An 18,167-nucleotide genomic window follows, 5' to 3' on the forward strand; every position below is an offset into this window, starting at 1 on the left:
GGTCAGGAAACACATCTAAAAAGCGGCGGTAAAATGGTGTTGGAAGCAGCGTCGGAAATTACTTTAAAAGTCGGCGGTCATTTTATCCGGATAACCCCCGGAGGTATTCTGACCTCCCCGAATTTATCAGTCGGGCAAGGTTCAGCCGGTACCGGGCGGGGCCTATCACTACAACTACCAGAGGGTGTAGAACCACTGCCTGATGTGAAATCTCCAGTTAAACCGGTTTGTGCTTTGCAAGCTCAGAGAGAAGTTAATCTAACTATTAATAACCAGGAGGATGAATGAACACTTCCATAAACTGGCAACAATGGCTGACTACGCCTAATAAGCCGCCTGTTTTCTTTATGCTGAATTCACTGGCAGAGCCTAACCCCGTGGCACTCTTTTATAGCAACGACTGGGTAGAGCAGGCTTTTCCGCTGTATAGCGGTACACCGATGGATCACATATTGGGGCAAGGACCTTGGTTGGTTCAGCCTAAGTCAGGTTGCCTGTCAGTAATCGGTCATCTGCTTGATAGCCAAACTCTGAGCGATAACAGTTGGGGGTGGGCTTATCGCAGTGAGGATTTATGGGTGCAGCAGCTTAATCATTGGCGCTCACGCCAGCAGGTGATCTTGCGGGAGAGGCAAGTGATTTTGCGCAGTATGGACCCGCGAATTCTCGGTCAGTTATTACCGGTAATGAGTGTCAGCGATTGGTCAGCGTTTCTAACACCGGTGAGTGAGTTAATGATCGATATACCAGAACCACAGATTTATTGTCGGCCTGAAAACTGTGGTCATGGTGGGAGTGCGCAACCCTTTGTTCTGGGGAGTCATTTGCTGCATGCCTGGCACCATTCCGATTATGCTCTGAAAGGGAAGGCATTTGTGATCAGTAGTGATGTATGGGAAAACCACGGTAAATTAGCTGAAAGACTGAATGAGCCAGAGGGACGGTTAGAGGAACAGATTATTAATTGGCTAAAAACGTGTTTAGAAAACGGAGGTGATATTAGTAACCTGACCAGTGCAGACTATTTGCAGAAGCTTGATGAACAATATACGACCACTGGATAGTGTGTGATGGTTAACATCTTGCGGATTTATGGCGGTTATTGAAAGAGTAATTGTGTCGGCGCTAGCAAATTTCAATTATTACAAATCGAGAGTATCATTCGAGGCTTGAAACGGCGGCAAGCCTTTAAAACTCTTGGGCTGCTGGGGGCCAAGGAAAGGGCTAATCTATAATCTTAACTGGGATAATATGACACATTTTTCTTCTATTGTTGAATTACAGGATTTAGTGGCTGATCTGGCAATATTTGAGCAAAAATTGGCACGGTTCAAACAGCGGCTTAATTTGAATGTTGAACAATATCAAGCCGATCATATCTCCTTACGTTGCCACGATATCTCTGTAGCTGAGCGCTGGCGTAAAGGTTTTTTACAATGTGGCAGTTTGATGTCAGAAAGTATCATTAATGGACGTCCAATCTGTCTGTTTGATTTAGAGCACCCAATCGCGGTGCTTAATTGGCAAATTGATTGTGTAGAATTGCCTTATCCTGGCAAGAAAACTTACTTGCATCAGGGATGGGAACATGTGGAGCTGGTGCTGCCGGTGGCACCTGAGCTCTTATCAGCAGCAGCAAAAGCATTATTACCGCAACCTTTACCGGTAGGTTTTTCTGTCAAAGAGAGTCAACCCAAAGGGGAACAAGAGCAGTTGCCTAATCCGACCTTAGCTATCACTGATGGTGAGATCACCGTCAAGTTTCACCCATTTACATTGCGTGAAATTGTTAAAAATGAGCACTAGTCGGCAAAATTAACTTTTTCATCCTTGTGATCCAGATAAAAGTTCTGACCTTGTGATTTCCTACAAATCATCGGCAATAATTAGATGTCATAGTTAGTGAGTTGAATTACTGAATCGCTTAGATTCATTGATTGCTCGTTAATGACTAGGTGTCCAAGGAACTTCTGATGACAAAGTTAGAAATTTGTTGTTTTAGCGTAGGTTGCGCATTAATCGCACAACAGGCTGGTGCTGACCGGATAGAGTTATGCGCCAGTCCGGCGGAAGGGGGATTAACACCGAGTCTTGGTACGTTGAAGCAGGCTATTGAGCAATTAACTATTCCTGTACATCCCATTGTACGTCCAAGAGGTGGTGATTTTTGCTACAGTCACTCAGATTTTGAGGTGATGAAAAATGATGTTGCTCAGATCCGTGATATGGGATTTATGGGCGTCGTTTTTGGTGTGTTAGATGAAGAAGGGCATATCGATTTGCCCCGCATGCAACAATTGATGGCGTTGTCTGGCGATATGGCCGTCACTTTTCACCGTGCATTTGATATGTGTTTTAATCCTTATGTGGCATTGGATCAACTCACTCAGCTTGGTGTTAAGCGAATATTGACTTCCGGTCAGCAACAGAATGCCGAATTGGGATTACCTTTGTTGAAAGAACTGCATCAAGCCAGTCAGGGGCCAATTATTATGGCAGGTGCGGGTGTTCGTATGAGTAATATTCATAAATTTATTGATATCGGGTTAACGGAAGTTCACAGTTCGGCAAGCCGGATTATGCCTTCTACCATGACTTACCGCAAAGCGGGGGTGACGATGAGCGCCGACAATGAGGTGGATGAGTTTTCACATTATTGTGTTGATGGTGGTGTGGTGGAGGTGATGAAAGGGATGCTGAGTCTGACTTTATTTGAATAGCCTATTATGAACTGGCCCAATTTTGGGCCAGTTCGCAAAATCAGGGCTTACGGGCGATCAGTATCGCCCGCAGAGGAGCGGGATAACCCTCAATGGTTTTACTGCTATCAGTAGGATCAAGAAAATCAGATAACGATTCAGTTCTCATCCAGGCTGTACGACGTTGCTCTTCTGTGGTTGTTACCGCTTGATCGGCAATTTTCACATCGACAAAACCGCACTTCTCCAACCAGATTTTCAACATTTTTGCCGAAGGAATGAAATAGACGTTGCGCATTTGAGCATAACGCTCACCAGGGATTAAACAGGTATGTTCATCTCCTTCAACAACCAGGCTTTCTAATACCAGTTCACCATCGGCCACCAATTGGTTTTTCAATTGCCAGAGATGGTCAAGAGGAGAGCGGCGGTGATAGAGAACGCCCATTGAAAAGACGGTATCGAAAGCAGCCAGTGCCGGTAATTGTTCAATGCCCAGAGGTAAGAGATGGGCGCGTTGATCATTGCCAAGTAATTTTCTGACAGCTTCAAACTGGCAGAGGAAGAGCTGAGTTGGATCGATACCAACGGCAAGTTCAGCCCCTTCACCCACCATCCGCCATAGGTGATAGCCGCTGCCGCAACCAACATCAAGAATTGTCCTGCCAGCTAGTGGGGAAATATGAGGTAGTACTCGATCCCATTTCCAGTCTGAACGCCATTCAGTGTCGATATTTACACTGTAAAGAGAGAATGGACCTTTGCGCCACGGTATGAATACTCGCAATATATTGGTGAGGCAAACTTCTTCACCTTCGGATAGGGGAGGATCACGTTCTGCGATTACGCCATTTTTCAAATCTAATTGGGTCGGTGAAATTGCCGGTAGGTTTTCCAGGGTTTTTACCCATGATTTAAAACTGCCGTGCAGGGCCGCTTTTTGCCATTCTTGCAGTTGAGCAGGAAGGCAATTAAGCCAATGCTGGAGGTTATTCTTGGCAATAATTTGATAAAAACTACCGAAATCGATCATTTATCGGCCCCTTTTATCGCCAGCAGTGATCCAAAGTTGAAACACTGAAACCAGACTTCAACATGGTTAAAACCGGATTGATGGAGACGGGATTTGTGGGTTTCTACAGAGTCGGTCAGCATTACATTTTCAAGCATGCTGCGTTTCTGGCTGATTTCCAGCTCGCTATATCCGTTAGCACGCTTGAAATCGTGGTGCATATCAAACAGCAACTCACCGATTTGTTGATCTTCAAGGCTGAATTTCTCTGATAAAACTAAAACACCACCGGGACGTAATCCCTGATAAATCCGGTTAAGTAAACCTTGTCGATCTTGCGGGTTGAGGAATTGTAAAGTGAAATTCAACACGACCATCGAAGCATTTTGAATATCAATATCAAGAATATCGGCTTCAATGACTTCAACCGGTGTTTGTGCTCGGAAAGCGTCGATATGGCGACGACAGCGTTTCACCATTGCCGGGGAATTATCAACGGCGATAATTTTGCAGTTTTCAGCGGCAATATTGCGGCGCATTGCCAGGGTTGATGCGCCTAGGGAACAACCCAGGTCGTAAATTTGACTGTTTGATGTCACAAAACGACCGGCCAGCATACCAATCATGGAAACAATATTTGAATAACCTGGCACGGAGCGTTGGATCATATCAGGGAAAACTTCGGCTACCCGTTCATCGAAACGCCAGTCTCCCAGATTGGCGATGGGAGCGGCAAACAGGCTATCCCTTTGATGGTAAGGATCTTGATTTGACATAACAGCATTAATTATCAGAAAAAATAGAGGGTGGCATTCTAACAGATGTACAGCTTGACCTTGAACCAATTTTCTCTGTGCTTAAAAGTAGTGAATAATGGAAATATTTGAGGAATTTAAGTGTGGTATAAAAATCATATCATGGCGCGATCAATCCTTGATTTCATGAGTCAGTCAGCATTAGGGGAGTTTTGGGTTTTATATAAAAAAGTAAAGATGCATTGAAAAGCACCTTTAAATGATCTATTGCTTGTTTACGTAAAAGAGTGAGGTGGTGTATGGCATATCAAATCTTAACAAACTTAGCGGCAAGTATTACCGATTTGAAACGTAACCCAATGGGGACATATTTGCAGGGGGAAGGTGAAGCGGTCGCAATCCTGAATCGGAATGAACCTGCGTTTTATTGTGTGCCTCCCGAATTATTCGCCTACTATCAGGAGCTAGCAGAGGATGCCGCACTGAACAAAATTGCAGATGAACGTTTAGAAGATGCTGAATTTGTTAGTGTGAACCTAGATGATCTATAGCCTGGAATTTGACTTGCTCGCGTTGCATGTCAACGTCGGAAAGTCTTCCTTCATAGGGAACCACTATGGTTAGAATAACAGGCAGCCGAGTTTGCTGCCTGTTATTTTAGTGCCAGTACTATTCGTTTCGTTAGTAGAGAGAAAATATTTGTTCCCAAGGCAAGTAGTAAATATTCGTCATCACCATTAATACGATGGAAAGATAAGTTGCTACCATGCCTGAACGCCGCCAATAGAATTCACGGTGGTGCAGGCCATAATAATGCAAGACTCTGCCGGTGAGCAGAATCAAACCACAGACATGTATCATCCAGACATTTGAGCCGTTCATCTCCATCATGACCAGCAATAACATAGAGATGGGGATATATTCCACAGCATTACCGTGGATGCGGATCGCTGTTTGTAGTTCGTAAAAACCGCCATCTCCATATGAGACACGATATTGTGTTCTTAACTTAACCACATCAAAAGACAGCTTAATCAATAATAGTGCGCCCAACACAACATAAAGCGAGCTAACCATTTTTAACTCCATTGCCTAACCGAAATTGGCCAATTAAGTTATGATAAACCCCAAAAATAAAACTGTCGCTATAAATAGATGGGAATTGAAAATAAATTGCCTGATTATCAGACATCAAGCAATGGTATTGCATCGGGATATTGCCTGCCCTTATCTCTGAGTAGAATTTCTATTATAATGGCGGCCTTTTTTCCGCAGCAACAGCACAACAGCCGAGTAAAAGGATATTGTATGCGTACTGATTATTGTGGGCAGTTGAATCTGACCCATGAAGGCCAGAAGGTGACTCTTTGTGGTTGGGTAAACCGCCGCCGTGATCTGGGTGGCTTGATTTTTATTGATATGCGTGATCGTGAAGGGATCGTTCAGGTATTTTTTGACCCGGATCAGCAAGCCGCATTTTCTCAGGCTGCTGAACTGCGTAATGAATTCTGCATTCAAATCACCGGTACTGTACGCGCTCGTCCTGACAGTCAAATCAACAAAGATATGGCTACCGGTGAAATAGAGGTTTTTGCGGAAAGTTTAAATATCATCAACCGTTCCGAACCTCTGCCTTTGGATAGCAATCAGACGAACAGCGAAGAGCAACGTCTGAAATATCGCTATATTGATCTGCGTCGGCCTGAAATGGCAAATCGCCTGAAAACACGCGCTAAAATCACCAGTTTTGTTCGTCGTTTCATGGATAATCAGGGTTTCCTGGATATTGAAACGCCAATGTTGACTAAAGCAACCCCCGAAGGCGCCCGTGATTATTTGGTGCCAAGTCGTGTTCATAAAGGCAAATTTTATGCCTTGCCTCAATCCCCGCAGTTATTTAAACAATTGCTGATGATGTCCGGTTTTGACCGTTATTATCAAATTGTTAAATGCTTCCGTGATGAAGACTTGCGAGCGGATCGCCAGCCCGAATTTACCCAGATCGACGTGGAAACTTCCTTTATGACTGCTGAGCAGGTAAGGGAAATGATGGAAATGATGATCCGCGAATTGTGGCTTGAAATTGAAGGTGTTGATCTGGGGCATTTCCCGGTGATGACGTTTGCCGAAGTGATGCGTCGTTTCGGTTCTGATAAACCTGATCTGCGTAACCCATTAGAGTTGGTTGATGTTGCTGATCTGGTTAAAGAGGTAGAATTCAGTGTTTTTGCTGAACCGGCGAATGACAGTAAAGGCCGTGTAGCCGTAATTCGAGTACCGGGTGGTGCTGAACTGAGCCGTAAGCAGATTGATGAATATGGCAAATTCGTTGGGATTTATGGCGCAAAAGGGCTGGCGTGGATAAAAGTCAATGCACGTGCCGCCGGTCTGGAAGGGGTGCAAAGTCCGATAGCCAAGTTCCTGAATGCAGAGGTGATTGAAGGCTTGCTTTCCCGTATTGATGCACAAGATGGCGATATTTTGTTCTTCGGTGCCGGCAGTATAAAAGTGGTCACTGATGCCTTGGGAGCGTTGCGTCTGAAATTAGGGCGCGATCTGAACCTGACAAAATTGGATAGCTGGCGGCCATTGTGGGTTATCGACTTCCCAATGTTCGAAGATGATGGGGAGGGTGGTCTGACCGCTATGCATCATCCGTTTACTTCACCGTGTAATATGTCAGCGGCGGAGTTAGAGCGAGATCCGGTTTCGGCCATTGCCAATGCTTACGATATGGTGATTAACGGCTACGAAGTCGGTGGCGGCTCGGTGCGTATTCACCGTAATGAAATGCAACAGGCGGTGTTCCGTATTCTGGGTATTAATGAGCAGGAACAGCAGGAGAAGTTTGGCTTCTTGCTGGATGCGTTGAAATTTGGTACGCCTCCCCATGCAGGTTTGGCATTTGGTCTTGACCGTTTGGTGATGTTGCTGACAGGGACGGATAATATTCGTGATGTTATTGCATTCCCTAAAACCACCGCTGCCGCTTGTTTAATGACGGAAGCGCCAAGTTATGCTAATCCGTCGGCACTTGAAGAGTTATCAATCTCGGTTGTTGCTAGAAAAGAGAGTGAATAATGGTTTATAAGCGCCCTGAGTCTGTGCTGGTGGTTATTTATGCGTTTTCCAGCCGACGGGTGCTGATGTTACAGCGGCGGGACGATCCTGATTTTTGGCAGTCTGTGACTGGCAGCCTTGATGGAGACGAAACGCCGTGGGAGACAGCATTGCGCGAAGTGCAAGAGGAAGTTGGTATTGATATCATAGGTGAAAATCTTGAATTGATAGATTGCCGACGTTCTCTCTATTTTGAGATTTTTACCCACTTGCGCCATCGCTATGCTCCAGGAGTCACCCGTAATAAAGAGTACTGGTTCTGTCTGGCATTGCCTAAAGAACGAGAATGCCTGTTGACTGAACATCAGGCTTACCAGTGGCTGGATGCGGATAAAGCAGTAAAGCTCACTAAGTCGTGGAGCAATCAGCAGGCGATAGAAGAGTTTGTCATTGAATAAGTTTATTAGACGTTTTATCGGAGAACCTTATGGCAGGTCATAGTAAATGGGCCAACACCAAGCACCGCAAAGCTGCGCAGGATGCGAAACGCGGTAAGATTTTCACCAAAATTATCCGGGAGTTGGTAACGGCAGCCCGTCTGGGTGGTGGAGATCCGGCATCTAACCCACGTCTGCGTGCCGCGATTGATAAGGCACTGTCCAACAACATGACCCGCGATACTTTGAACCGTGCTATCGCCCGTGGTGTCGGCAACGATGACGCGGATAACATGGAAACCATCATTTATGAAGGTTATGGTCCGGGGGGAACGGCGGTGATGGTTGAGTGTTTGAGCGACAACCGTAACCGTACTGTTTCTGATGTCCGTCATGCTTTCACTAAAACTGGTGGTAATTTGGGCACTGATGGCTCGGTTGCTTATTTGTTCACCAAGAAAGGGGTGATTTCTTACGCGCCAGGACTAGATGAAGATGCGGTTATGGAAGCAGCGTTGGAAGCCGGTGCTGATGATGTAGAAACCTATGATGATGGCGCGATTGATGTTTACACCACGCCAGAAACCTTTGGTGATGTGAAAGATGCGTTAGATGCAGCGGGTTTTGTGGCTGAATCAGCAGAAGTTTCGATGATCCCTTCCACGAAAGCGGAATTGGATGCGGAAACCGCACCTAAATTATTGCGCTTGATTGATATGTTGGAAGATTCAGACGATGTACAAGAGGTTTACCATAACGGTGAAATCTCTGATGAAGTTGCTGAGTTGCTGTAATTTCAATCAGGTTATATACCCTATGGATTTCAAAAGGATAATGGGTATATAGCGTAGAGAAAGTGTGCTGTGGTACAGGACGCTTTCTCTAACGTTTTTATCTCCTTTATTAAAGGTGATAATCAAAGGCGAATAAAACAAAATATGGCGATTATCTTAGGTATCGACCCAGGTTCCCGCGTCACTGGCTATGGTGTGATCCGTCAGCAGGGGCGTCATTTGAGCTACCTTGGTAGTGGTTGTATCCGAACAAAAGTTGATGATCTGCCTAACCGGTTACAGCGTATTTATGCGGGTATCCTTGAAATTATTACACAATTTCAACCCGATGCTTTTGCCATCGAGCAGGTCTTTATGGCAAAAAATGCCGATTCAGCGCTGAAATTAGGGCAAGCGCGGGGCGTTGCGATTCTTGCCGCCGTTAATCAATCTGTACCGGTTTTTGAATATGCAGCTCGACAAGTGAAGCAAACGGTTGTCGGAACCGGGGCGGCTGAAAAAAGTCAGGTTCAGCACATGGTGCGCTCTGTGCTGAAATTATCTGCTAACCCGCAATCCGATGCGGCGGATGCATTGGCTATTGCGATAACCCATTGTCACTTTAATCAGAATCTTTTGCGGGTTGGCGATCCCAGATTAATTTTGGCACGTGGACGTTTAAGATAACGGCTGGATATGCATCCAGCTTTTTTTATGTTATAACCATAAGCAGAACAATCAGTTTTATTTTTTAGGGGGTAAACGAGTGATAGGGCGTCTCAGAGGAATTGTGCTGGAAAAACAACCACCCTTGGTTTTACTGGAAACGAATGGCGTTGGTTATGAAGTCCATATGCCAATGACCTGTTTTTATGAATTGCCTGATGCCGGACAGGAAGCTGTCCTGTTTACTCACTTTGTTGTACGTGAAGATGCGCAATTACTTTATGGTTTTAATGATAAGCAGGAGCGGGCGCTATTCCGTGAATTAATTAAAGTGAATGGCGTAGGGCCTAAATTGGCATTGGCTATTCTTTCGGGCATGTCTGCGCAGCAATTTGTTTCTGCCATTGAACAAGAGGCGATTGCTTCTCTGGTTAAACTGCCGGGTGTGGGTAAGAAAACTGCTGAACGGCTGGTGGTTGAAATGAAAGATCGCTTTAAAGGGCTTAATGGCGATCTCTTCAATCAGAGCAGTGATATTAATTTGCCGACAACGGCCGAACAGACAAATTCTGATGCGGATAGCGAAGCAGAAGCCGCGGCGGCATTAGTCTCTCTGGGTTACAAGCCACAAGAGGCCAGCCGCATGATAAGTAAAGTCGCTAAATCGGGCGCTGATTGTGAAACACTTATCCGCGAAGCACTTCGCGCCGCTCTTTAAGTTGCAGGAGTAAGCCATGATTGAAGCTGACCGTCTGGTTTCCGCGGGAGTTTTACAAGACGATGAAGCCATTGATCGCGCAATCAGACCTAAATTGTTGTCTGAATATGTTGGGCAGCCGCAAGTCTGTGAGCAGATGGAGATTTTTATTCAGGCTGCCAGATTGCGTGGTGATGCCCTTGACCACCTGCTGATTTTTGGTCCGCCGGGGTTGGGGAAAACAACGCTGGCGAATATTGTTGCCAATGAGATGGGGGTTAATCTCCGTACAACTTCTGGCCCAGTTTTAGAAAAGGCGGGCGATCTGGCGGCAATGCTGACCAATCTTGAACCGCATGATGTGTTGTTTATCGATGAAATTCACCGCTTGTCGCCGGTAGTGGAGGAAATTCTCTATCCGGCAATGGAAGATTACCAACTGGATATTATGATTGGCGAGGGGCCGGCAGCCCGTTCGATCAAAATTGATTTGCCCCCTTTTACTCTGATTGGCGCTACCACTCGTGCAGGCTCTTTGACTTCTCCACTGCGTGATCGGTTCGGTATCGTGCAGCGTCTTGAATTCTATAATGTGGACGATTTGCAAAGTATCGTTTCTCGCAGTGCTCGTTTTATGGGGGTCGAGATCACTGACGATGGCGCCCGGCAGATTGCCATGCGTTCTCGTGGGACGCCGCGGATTACAAACCGTTTACTGCGCCGGGTGCGTGATTTTGCTCAAGTGAAAGGGAATGGCGCGATTGATGGCAATATTGCCGCCAGAGCGCTGGATATGTTGAGCGTAGATGCTGCCGGTTTTGATTATCTGGATCGTAAGTTACTGGTTGCCATCATTGATAAATTTATGGGTGGGCCGGTTGGGGTAGATAACCTTGCCGCTGCCATTGGTGAAGAGCGGGAAACGATTGAGGATGTGTTGGAACCCTTTCTGATCCAACAGGGTTTTATTCAACGTACTTCCCGTGGACGAATTGCTACCGAACATGCTTATCGCCATTTTGGTGTGGTCAGAGATCAGGAATGAGCTGTTTAATTGCCTGAGAAATCGGGATGGGTACTCCAGCAAGGGAAACCTATCCCGCTCTCCATGACTGGGTTATACCCACTCAGTGGATCAATTTTTTGCTTTACTGATCAGACTGATAATAAACATCACCGCAGCGCATAGCACGACAGATGGCCCTGCTGGTGTGTCGTAAACGGCGGAGAACGCTAATCCGCCGGTGACAGCAAGCATACCAACCGCAATGGCAATACCGGCCATTTGCTCTGGTGTACGGGCAAAACGGCGAGCAGTGGCTGCCGGGATAATGAGTAGGGAGGTGATAATCAGCGCACCGACAAATTTCATTGCCAGGCCGATTGTCAACGCTGTTACCAGCATTAACAGTACTCTTAACCGCTGTATTTTAATACCATCCACAAAAGCCATTTCCTGACTGACGGTGACAGAGAGCAGAGCGTTCCATTGCCAGAACAGAAGTGTGGCGACAAGGGTGACGCCTATGACAATCAACCAAATGTCTTCATAGGTGACTGACAACAAATCACCAAACAGATAAGCCATCAAATCAACTCGCACATTAGACATCAAACTGACAACGACCAGCCCTAATGATAGTGCGCTGTGAGCCATAATCCCCAACAAAGTATCGATTGCCAGTTGAGGGCGTTTCTCCAACCAAACCAGCATCATTGCCAGTATCAAAGTGACAGCGATAATCGCGTAAAAAGGGCTAATATTTAGCAATAATCCGAAGGCAACGCCCAGTAATGAAGCATGAGCCAGAGTATCGCCAAAATAGGACATTCTGCGCCAGACAACAAATGAACCTAATGGTCCGGCAGCAATAGACAATAATACGCCGGCCAACCAACCGGGGAATAGTAATTCAATCATGAGTGGCATTCCCTGTTATTTTCCAAGATAATTTTCCCTTTCAAATCATGGTGGTGATTATGTTGGTGGCGATATACTGCCAATTGTTCAGCGCCATGATGACCAAACATAGCGATAAATTCAGGATGAGTTGAAACAACTTCAGGTGTGCCGGAACAGCAAATATGTTGATTAAGGCATAAAACTTCGTCTGTTTTCGCCATAACCAGATGTAAATCATGGGATACCATCAATACAGCACAATGCAATTCGGTTCTAATTTGATTGATTAGATCATAAAGTGCCAACTGACCATTAACATCGACCCCTTGTGTTGGTTCATCAAGGACTAATAATTGCGGATGATTTAATAGCGCTCTGGCTAATAAAACCCGTTGGTTTTCCCCGCCGGATAATTTTTGCATGGGTTGCTGCAATAGATGAGCAGCGTTCACTCGCTCTAGTGCTGGCAATATATCGGCAGATTTTACGCCGGGTTTTAGCATCATAAAGCGTTTGACTGTTAATGGCAGAGTGGGATCAAGATGCAACTTCTGTGGAACATAGCCGGTTCTCAATCCGGCGGTGTGTTCAATTGTGCCGGATGATGGTTCGACAAGCCCCAAAACAACACGAACTAAAGTTGATTTACCGGCACCATTGGGACCTAGCAAAGTCAGAATATTCCCTCGTTGTAAATTAAGAGAGATATTGTTTAATACCTGACGATTGTCGAAGGTAACAGCAACATTTTTTAAAGTGATGAGTGTTGACATGCTAAATATATCTTGCGTGAACATTGAGATGTTATAATATAACAATTCTTGTTTCTGTCCACGAGATATTTACATTATGTTACACAAATCATATAAACTAGCGCACAAGTTTCTCTGTAAGGCCGCGATTACTGCTGTTTTCATGTCAGGGACGATACAATCGGCTAATGCTGATGTTGTGACATCAATTCGTCCGTTAGGTTTTATTGCTGCGGCAATAACTGATGGTGTAACTGATACGCAGGTACTGTTGCCTGATGGGGCATCACCGCATGATTATGCATTGAAACCGTCTGATCTTAAGAGAATTAACCAGGCAGATTTAGTTGTGTGGGTTGGACCTGAGATGGAAATCTTTTTGTCTAAACCGTTAGCCAAAGTGCCACAAAATAGACAGCTAGCTTTAGCGCAATTGCCAACGATTAAGCCATTATTGCTGAAGAATGATGAAGATTTACATGAACCAGATCAACATAAACATGAAGAAGGTCATGAACATCATTCTCATGGTGAATATAATATGCACATCTGGTTATCGCCAGAAATAGCAAAACAGGTTGCACAGGGGATTCATGACCAATTACAAATGCGTTTTCCGCAGAAAAAAGCAGCGCTGGACGTAAACCTACGTAAATTCAATGCTCAGCTTGCGCAAACTGACAAAAATATTGCTAATATTCTTAAGCTGGTGCGTGGTAAGGGGTATTTTGTTTTTCACGATGCTTATGGCTATTTCGAGCAGCATTATGGCCTGACACCATTAGGACATTTTACGATTAATCCTGAAATACAACCTGGCGCACAAAAACTACATCATATACGAACACAATTGGTTGAGCAGAAAGCAATTTGTATTTTTGCTGAGCCACAATTCAGGCCAACCGTTATTAATGCTGTGGCGAAGGATACGGGAGTGCGTATGGGCACCTTGGACCCGTTAGGAAGCCGCATCGTATTGGATAAAGACAGCTATATGAAATTTATAACTCAGTTGTCGGAACAGTACATGGGTTGCCTGAATTAAAGTAATAAGGAACTCAATGAGTGCAACAGATAGTTAAAACTATCGTTCTGGTGTATAAGGAGTTACCGCGACCGCATAAAATTATGTTGGGTTCGCTGACTGTAGCAACATTGGTTGTCACTATGTGGCAACCTATTGCTTATCATCATGAACAAGAAGAAACAACAGTCGGCAGCATTGCCATTAATCCTTCTGTAGATAGCGATGAGATTATTGCAGATAGCAGTGAACAGCTACCGGACGAAGGTATTCCTGATGAAGAGACGAACTCAGAGGTCACGGCTCAAACTCCGCATGAATATATTGTCTCCGACGGTGACACCCTCAGTAATATTCTGACCCAATTTGGCATCGACTCTTCTGATGTCGCGTTACTCGCGAGTCAGCATAAAGTGTTACGGGGGCTGAACATTGGCCAGCCATTGTCATGGACAGTCAATGAAGCGGGTGACTTGCAAACTCTGACTTGGGGTGTTTCCCGCCGTGAAACGCGCATTTATACCCGTGAAGGCGATCTGTTTAAAGAAACAAAAGAGTTTCAGAAAGGGGAGTGGAAAAACAGCGTCGTTGTTGGCGTTGTTGATAGTAACTTTACCAGCAGTGCTTTAAATGCCGGCTTAACCAGCAGTGAAGCTCGTGAAGTCACCAAGGCACTGCAATGGCAAATTGATTTGCGTAAATTACATGAAGGTGATCGTTTTTCTGTATTGCTGTCCCGTGAAATATTGGATGGTCGCAGTGAACAGAGCCAATTACTTGGTGTTCGCCTAAATAGTGGTGGTAAAGATTATTATGCTATCCGGGCGGAAGATGGGCGTTTTTATGATCGTCAAGGTTCCGGTCTGGAGCGCGGATTTTTGCGTTTTCCAACTACTAAGCAATTTCGGGTATCTTCCCAATTTAATCCTCGGCGTGTGAATCCAGTCACTGGTCGGGTTGCACCACATAAAGGGGTGGATTTTGCTATGCCAGTGGGAACGCCTATTTTGGCGGTGGGTGACGGTGAGGTGATTGTTTCTAAATATAATGGAGCAGCAGGTAACTTTATTGCCATTCGTCATGGTCGCCAATATACCACGCGTTATATGCACCTGAGAAAGCTGTTGGTGAAACCAGGACAGAAGGTAAAACGGGGTGATCGTATTGCGTTGTCTGGTAGCACCGGTCGTTCTACGGGTCCACATTTGCATTATGAATTCTGGATCAATCAGCAGGTGGTAAACCCATTAACGGCGAAATTGCCGCGCTCTGGTGGTTTGAGTGGTAAAGAACGCTCGGAATTCCTGGCAACGGTAAAAGAGGTCACGCCTCAGCTTCTGTTAGATTGAGTTTAATTGTTCATTAGTAACAGACTTTAAAGCGGATGATTGCTATCATCCGCTGTCGTTTTATTTATGTTCAGAAAAAGGTGTGTTGATATCGTTGATATAGCCCCCTGTACATGTGAAATGAACAATGATCTTTTTGTTTTAAAAGAGTTAGCTCATGTATAAAGAAACAGATACAGACAGTAAAGTTGGTTATGTGCCGACATTTCATAAATCTTACCTGCATCCTCGTTACTGGGGGTTATGGCTGGGCATTGGTGCGTTGGCCGGGCTGGCTTACCTGCCGGTTAGAGTGCGTGATCCTCTGCTGGCTAAAATAGGCTGGTTGGCGGGTAAGTTAGCGAAAGGGGCACGTCGTAGAGCAAGAATAAATCTGTGTTACTGTATGCCGGAACTGACGGAGCAACAGCGTGAAGCATTGATTGATGAGATGTTTTCTACCGCACCTCAACCTTTTGTTATGTTGGCTGAACTTTGTTTACGTGGTACAAAATCAACATTAAGCCGGACGCAGTGGCATGGGGAAGAAGTTATTCTTCAACTGAAAGCGCAGGGGAAAAACGTTATTTTCATGGTGCCTCATGGTTGGGCGGTGGATATTCCAGCTATATTACTGTCTGAGGGTGGACAGAAAATATCAGCCATGTTCCATCACCAGAAAAACCCGGTTGCAGATTATCTGTGGAATAAAGTTCGCCATCACTTTGGTGGCCGTTTACATTCTCGTGATGCTGGAATTAAACCATTTGTTGCTACTGTTCGCCAGGGTTTCTGGGGATATTATCTGCCTGATCAAGATCATGGTGAGGAGCACAGTGAATTTGTTGATTTTTTCGCAACTTATAAAGCGACATTGCCGGCAATTGGGCGATTGATGAAGGTTTGTCGTGCTGCTATTGTGCCGTTGTTTCCGGTTTATAATTACCGTACCCATCAACTTGATATTTATATTCGTCCACCGATGGATGATATTGATGGCAAAGATGACGCTTTTATTGCTCGTCGGATGAATGAAGAGTTGGAGCAATTGGTACGACCGAACCCTGAACAATATACCTGGATACTTAAATTACTTAAGACTCGGAAAGCCGGTGATATTGGGCCATATGGGAGAGAAGACCTGTGATTTTCGTTACAAAGATGTAGAGTTATTATCACGGCTTGAAAGTTTGTCTTGTCCCCCTAATATTGGACATGGCATCCAACGATTAGGGGGTTTTGTGACGAGTCATTTATTACTATGATTCATTACTATAAGCAATTAGGATTACATGAAATGTTATAAAAGACGGTAAAAGTCTGTTTTACCGTCGAGTTACTGAATTACTGTTGGATTAAATGGGATGCGCCAGCATTCTCTATCCAACCTAATTCCCCGAGAATTTGGCGCTAAAGTGTTGTAACGTGTTATTCCACTTCAAGAATACGGCAGGTGTTAGTGCTGCCAATTGTCCCCATCTGATCACCCTGAGTAACCAGAACAAGATCACCGGAAACCAGATAACCTTTATCGCGCAGACGATTAACCGCTTCATTGGCCGCTGTAATCCCGTCAGTATGACTGCTGCAATAAACCGGTGTAACGCCACGGTAAAGCGCTGTTTGGTTTAAGGTTTTCTCATGACGGGACATAGAGAATATGGGGAGACCAGAACTGATGCGAGACATGATACGAGTGGTGCGGCCTGATTCAGTCATGGCAATAATGGCTTTAACCCCATTTAGATGGTTTGCCGCATACATGGTAGACATCGCAATGGCTTCTTCGATACTGTCAAAAGTGGTGTCTAACCGATGTTTTGATACATTGAGGCCGGGCATTTTTTCTGCTCCGAGACAGACTCGCGCCATTGCGGCAACCGTTTCGGCAGGGTATTGGCCCGCAGCGGTTTCAGCGGAGAGCATTACGGCGTCAGTACCGTCGAGAACGGCGTTTGCCACATCCATCACTTCTGCACGAGTAGGCATTGGGTTGGTGATCATAGATTCCATCATCTGAGTCGCGGTAATCACTACACGATTTAGCTGACGGGCACGGCGAATTAATTTTTTCTGAACGCCAACCAACTCTGGATCACCGATTTCTACACCAAGGTCACCACGAGCAACCATGACGACATCAGAAGCCAGAATGATTTCATCAATGGTTTTATCACTGCTAACGGCTTCTGCGCGTTCAACTTTCGCCACGATCTGCGTTTCACAGCCCGCGTCTCGCGCCAGACGGCGAGCATAATTAAGATCTTCTCCGGTGCGGGGGAAAGAGACGGCTAGGTAATCAACGCCGATTCTGGCCGCCGTAATAATATCTTCTTTGTCTTTTTCGGTTAGGGCTTCCGCGGATAATCCACCGCCCAGTTTATTAATGCCCTTATTGTTAGATAGCGGGCCACCTACAGTGACTTCCGTGAAGACTTTCATTCCCTGAACGTCTAATACTCTGAGTTGAACACGTCCGTCATCCAGCAACAAAATATCGCCCGGTACAACATCCGTGGGTAATCCTTTGTAATCGATACCGACTTTCTCTTTATCGCCTTCGCCTTTACCAAGATTGGCATCAAGCAGAAATTTATCTCCGACATTCAGGAAAATTTTGCCCTCTTTAAACGTTGATACGCGGATTTTAGGCCCTTGAAGATCGCCAAGAATAGCAACATGGCACCCCAGGCGGGCTGCAATCTCGCGGACTTTGCTGGCTCGCTGGAGATGATCTTCGGCGGTACCGTGGGAAAAATTGAGGCGGACTACGTTTGCACCCGCAGCAATAATCTTTTCAAGATTATTATCGCGGTCGGTAGCCGGACCAAGTGTAGTAACAATCTTAGTTCTTCTGAGCCGTCTGGACATGTGTTACTCCGTTGACCTGTGAGTACTGGTATTGGTTATATAAAAATAATCAATAATCTATTAATTATCCTATAAAACGAGTAAAAAAACTCTTCGGCAATCCAACTATCAAGGCTGTTTATAGATTACTTTTGTGACCCGTATCAACTTATCATGATACTTTTCGCTGTAGTGCCCATTGACCGTTGTC

At 45.3% G+C, this 18,167-nt stretch carries 19 protein-coding genes and 1 pseudogene; 14 read left to right on the forward strand and 6 right to left on the reverse strand.

Annotated elements, in window-relative coordinates:
* From BA1DRAFT_RS01385 to cutC, 4 genes and pseudogenes are all read left to right on the forward strand, one after another.
* Positions 1-288: pseudogene (locus BA1DRAFT_RS01385) on the forward strand (type VI secretion system tip protein VgrG); the annotation flags it as partial.
* Positions 285-1,064, forward strand: coding sequence for a DUF4123 domain-containing protein (locus tag BA1DRAFT_RS01390; protein ID WP_036775530.1), 780 nt, complete (start codon positions 285-287; stop codon positions 1,062-1,064). The pseudogene BA1DRAFT_RS01385 and the gene BA1DRAFT_RS01390, both read left to right, overlap by 4 nt.
* Before the next feature lie 187 nt (positions 1,065-1,251).
* Positions 1,252-1,806 (forward strand): VOC family protein, encoded by a 555-nt coding sequence (locus BA1DRAFT_RS01395; protein WP_036775531.1) that lies wholly within the window; start codon positions 1,252-1,254, stop codon positions 1,804-1,806.
* Between the two features lie 167 nt (positions 1,807-1,973).
* Positions 1,974-2,720: a copper homeostasis protein CutC gene (gene cutC, locus BA1DRAFT_RS01400; protein WP_036775534.1), complete on the forward strand. Its 747-nt coding sequence runs from the start codon at positions 1,974-1,976 to the stop codon at positions 2,718-2,720.
* A gap of 40 nt (positions 2,721-2,760) precedes the next feature.
* Here cutC and cmoB read toward each other — a convergent pair whose 3' ends face one another.
* Both cmoB and cmoA read right to left on the reverse strand, forming a co-directional pair.
* Positions 2,761-3,732, reverse strand: a complete 972-nt coding sequence (cmoB, locus tag BA1DRAFT_RS01405) for a tRNA 5-methoxyuridine(34)/uridine 5-oxyacetic acid(34) synthase CmoB (RefSeq protein WP_036775535.1) — start codon at positions 3,730-3,732, stop codon at positions 2,761-2,763.
* Positions 3,729-4,487 carry a carboxy-S-adenosyl-L-methionine synthase CmoA gene (gene cmoA, locus BA1DRAFT_RS01410; protein WP_036775710.1) on the reverse strand — a complete coding sequence of 253 codons (759 nt, stop codon included), beginning with the start codon at positions 4,485-4,487 and terminating at the stop codon, positions 3,729-3,731. The genes cmoB and cmoA overlap by 4 nt, the downstream gene beginning before the upstream one ends.
* Positions 4,488-4,765: 278 nt before the next feature.
* Between cmoA and BA1DRAFT_RS01415 the strand changes: the two genes are divergently transcribed.
* Positions 4,766-5,017, forward strand: coding sequence for a type II toxin-antitoxin system Phd/YefM family antitoxin (locus BA1DRAFT_RS01415; RefSeq protein WP_036775536.1), 252 nt, complete (start codon positions 4,766-4,768; stop codon positions 5,015-5,017).
* Positions 5,018-5,147: 130 nt separating this feature from the next.
* Here the strand turns inward: BA1DRAFT_RS01415 and BA1DRAFT_RS01420 are convergent, their stop codons facing one another.
* Positions 5,148-5,543: an MAPEG family protein gene (locus tag BA1DRAFT_RS01420; protein ID WP_036775538.1), complete on the reverse strand. Its 396-nt coding sequence runs from the start codon at positions 5,541-5,543 to the stop codon at positions 5,148-5,150.
* 231 nt (positions 5,544-5,774) lie between these two features.
* Here BA1DRAFT_RS01420 and aspS point away from each other — a divergent pair, with 231 nt between their 5' ends.
* The 6 genes from aspS (at position 5,775) to ruvB (ending at position 11,144) form a co-directional block, all read left to right on the forward strand.
* Positions 5,775-7,547 carry an aspartate--tRNA ligase gene (gene aspS, locus BA1DRAFT_RS01425; RefSeq protein WP_036775539.1) on the forward strand — a complete coding sequence of 591 codons (1,773 nt, stop codon included), beginning with the start codon at positions 5,775-5,777 and terminating at the stop codon, positions 7,545-7,547.
* The gene (gene nudB / locus BA1DRAFT_RS01430) at positions 7,547-7,984 is read left to right on the forward strand and encodes a dihydroneopterin triphosphate diphosphatase (RefSeq protein WP_036775540.1); all 438 of its coding nucleotides are present in this window, start codon (positions 7,547-7,549) and stop codon (positions 7,982-7,984) included. Before aspS ends, nudB begins: the two co-directional genes overlap by 1 nt.
* A gap of 29 nt (positions 7,985-8,013) precedes the next feature.
* Positions 8,014-8,757, forward strand: coding sequence for a YebC/PmpR family DNA-binding transcriptional regulator (locus BA1DRAFT_RS01435; protein ID WP_036775541.1), 744 nt, complete (start codon positions 8,014-8,016; stop codon positions 8,755-8,757).
* A 144-nt stretch (positions 8,758-8,901) separates the two neighbouring features.
* Positions 8,902-9,423 carry a crossover junction endodeoxyribonuclease RuvC gene (gene ruvC / locus BA1DRAFT_RS01440; protein ID WP_036775543.1) on the forward strand — a complete coding sequence of 174 codons (522 nt, stop codon included), beginning with the start codon at positions 8,902-8,904 and terminating at the stop codon, positions 9,421-9,423.
* Between the two features lie 79 nt (positions 9,424-9,502).
* Positions 9,503-10,120, forward strand: coding sequence for a Holliday junction branch migration protein RuvA (gene ruvA, locus BA1DRAFT_RS01445; protein ID WP_036775544.1), 618 nt, complete (start codon positions 9,503-9,505; stop codon positions 10,118-10,120).
* A 16-nt stretch (positions 10,121-10,136) separates the two neighbouring features.
* Positions 10,137-11,144: a Holliday junction branch migration DNA helicase RuvB gene (ruvB, locus tag BA1DRAFT_RS01450; RefSeq protein WP_036775545.1), complete on the forward strand. Its 1,008-nt coding sequence runs from the start codon at positions 10,137-10,139 to the stop codon at positions 11,142-11,144.
* 90 nt (positions 11,145-11,234) lie between these two features.
* Here ruvB and znuB read toward each other — a convergent pair whose 3' ends face one another.
* Together znuB and znuC are read right to left on the reverse strand one after the other, a co-directional pair.
* Positions 11,235-12,020 carry a zinc ABC transporter permease subunit ZnuB gene (gene znuB / locus BA1DRAFT_RS01455; RefSeq protein WP_036775547.1) on the reverse strand — a complete coding sequence of 262 codons (786 nt, stop codon included), beginning with the start codon at positions 12,018-12,020 and terminating at the stop codon, positions 11,235-11,237.
* Positions 12,017-12,775, reverse strand: coding sequence for a zinc ABC transporter ATP-binding protein ZnuC (gene znuC / locus BA1DRAFT_RS01460; RefSeq protein WP_036775548.1), 759 nt, complete (start codon positions 12,773-12,775; stop codon positions 12,017-12,019). Before znuC ends, znuB begins: the two co-directional genes overlap by 4 nt.
* Positions 12,776-12,851: 76 nt before the next feature.
* Between znuC and znuA the strand changes: the two genes are divergently transcribed.
* The 3 genes from znuA to lpxM all read left to right on the forward strand — a co-directional run bounded on the left by znuA (position 12,852) and on the right by lpxM (position 16,253).
* The gene (gene znuA / locus BA1DRAFT_RS01465; protein WP_036775550.1) at positions 12,852-13,799 is read left to right on the forward strand and encodes a zinc ABC transporter substrate-binding protein ZnuA; all 948 of its coding nucleotides are present in this window, start codon (positions 12,852-12,854) and stop codon (positions 13,797-13,799) included.
* Positions 13,800-13,819: 20 nt separating this feature from the next.
* Entirely contained in the window at positions 13,820-15,127 is a 1,308-nt protein-coding gene (gene mepM / locus BA1DRAFT_RS01470; RefSeq protein ID WP_036775551.1) for a murein DD-endopeptidase MepM, read from the forward strand.
* Positions 15,128-15,284: 157 nt separating this feature from the next.
* Complete coding sequence (lpxM, locus tag BA1DRAFT_RS01475; protein WP_036775552.1) at positions 15,285-16,253, forward strand: lauroyl-Kdo(2)-lipid IV(A) myristoyltransferase; 969 nt, start codon at positions 15,285-15,287, stop codon at positions 16,251-16,253.
* 281 nt (positions 16,254-16,534) lie between these two features.
* On the opposite strand, the gene pyk is transcribed toward lpxM, so the two are convergent.
* The gene (gene pyk, locus BA1DRAFT_RS01480) at positions 16,535-17,977 is read right to left on the reverse strand and encodes a pyruvate kinase (protein WP_036775554.1); all 1,443 of its coding nucleotides are present in this window, start codon (positions 17,975-17,977) and stop codon (positions 16,535-16,537) included.
* Positions 17,978-18,167 lie beyond the last annotated feature (190 nt).

The organism is Photorhabdus aegyptia, assembly GCF_000612035.1.
GTDB lineage: Bacteria > Pseudomonadota > Gammaproteobacteria > Enterobacterales > Enterobacteriaceae > Photorhabdus > Photorhabdus akhurstii.

Excerpts from the sequence above, each read along its gene's own strand:
- BA1DRAFT_RS01390 (WP_036775530.1), top strand. The coding sequence starts at position 285 with ATGAACACTTCCATAAACTGGCAACAATGGCTGACTACGCCTAATAAG.
- BA1DRAFT_RS01395 (WP_036775531.1), top strand. The coding sequence starts at position 1,252 with ATGACACATTTTTCTTCTATTGTTGAATTACAGGATTTAGTGGCTGAT.
- cutC (WP_036775534.1), top strand. The coding sequence starts at position 1,974 with ATGACAAAGTTAGAAATTTGTTGTTTTAGCGTAGGTTGCGCATTAATC.
- cmoB (WP_036775535.1), bottom strand. The coding sequence starts at position 3,732 with ATGATCGATTTCGGTAGTTTTTATCAAATTATTGCCAAGAATAACCTC.
- cmoA (WP_036775710.1), bottom strand. The coding sequence starts at position 4,487 with ATGTCAAATCAAGATCCTTACCATCAAAGGGATAGCCTGTTTGCCGCT.
- BA1DRAFT_RS01415 (WP_036775536.1), top strand. The coding sequence starts at position 4,766 with ATGGCATATCAAATCTTAACAAACTTAGCGGCAAGTATTACCGATTTG.
- BA1DRAFT_RS01420 (WP_036775538.1), bottom strand. The coding sequence starts at position 5,543 with ATGGTTAGCTCGCTTTATGTTGTGTTGGGCGCACTATTATTGATTAAG.
- aspS (WP_036775539.1), top strand. The coding sequence starts at position 5,775 with ATGCGTACTGATTATTGTGGGCAGTTGAATCTGACCCATGAAGGCCAG.
- nudB (WP_036775540.1), top strand. The coding sequence starts at position 7,547 with ATGGTTTATAAGCGCCCTGAGTCTGTGCTGGTGGTTATTTATGCGTTT.
- BA1DRAFT_RS01435 (WP_036775541.1), top strand. The coding sequence starts at position 8,014 with ATGGCAGGTCATAGTAAATGGGCCAACACCAAGCACCGCAAAGCTGCG.
- ruvC (WP_036775543.1), top strand. The coding sequence starts at position 8,902 with ATGGCGATTATCTTAGGTATCGACCCAGGTTCCCGCGTCACTGGCTAT.
- ruvB (WP_036775545.1), top strand. The coding sequence starts at position 10,137 with ATGATTGAAGCTGACCGTCTGGTTTCCGCGGGAGTTTTACAAGACGAT.
- znuB (WP_036775547.1), bottom strand. The coding sequence starts at position 12,020 with ATGATTGAATTACTATTCCCCGGTTGGTTGGCCGGCGTATTATTGTCT.
- znuC (WP_036775548.1), bottom strand. The coding sequence starts at position 12,775 with ATGTCAACACTCATCACTTTAAAAAATGTTGCTGTTACCTTCGACAAT.
- znuA (WP_036775550.1), top strand. The coding sequence starts at position 12,852 with ATGTTACACAAATCATATAAACTAGCGCACAAGTTTCTCTGTAAGGCC.
- lpxM (WP_036775552.1), top strand. The coding sequence starts at position 15,285 with ATGTATAAAGAAACAGATACAGACAGTAAAGTTGGTTATGTGCCGACA.
- pyk (WP_036775554.1), bottom strand. The coding sequence starts at position 17,977 with ATGTCCAGACGGCTCAGAAGAACTAAGATTGTTACTACACTTGGTCCG.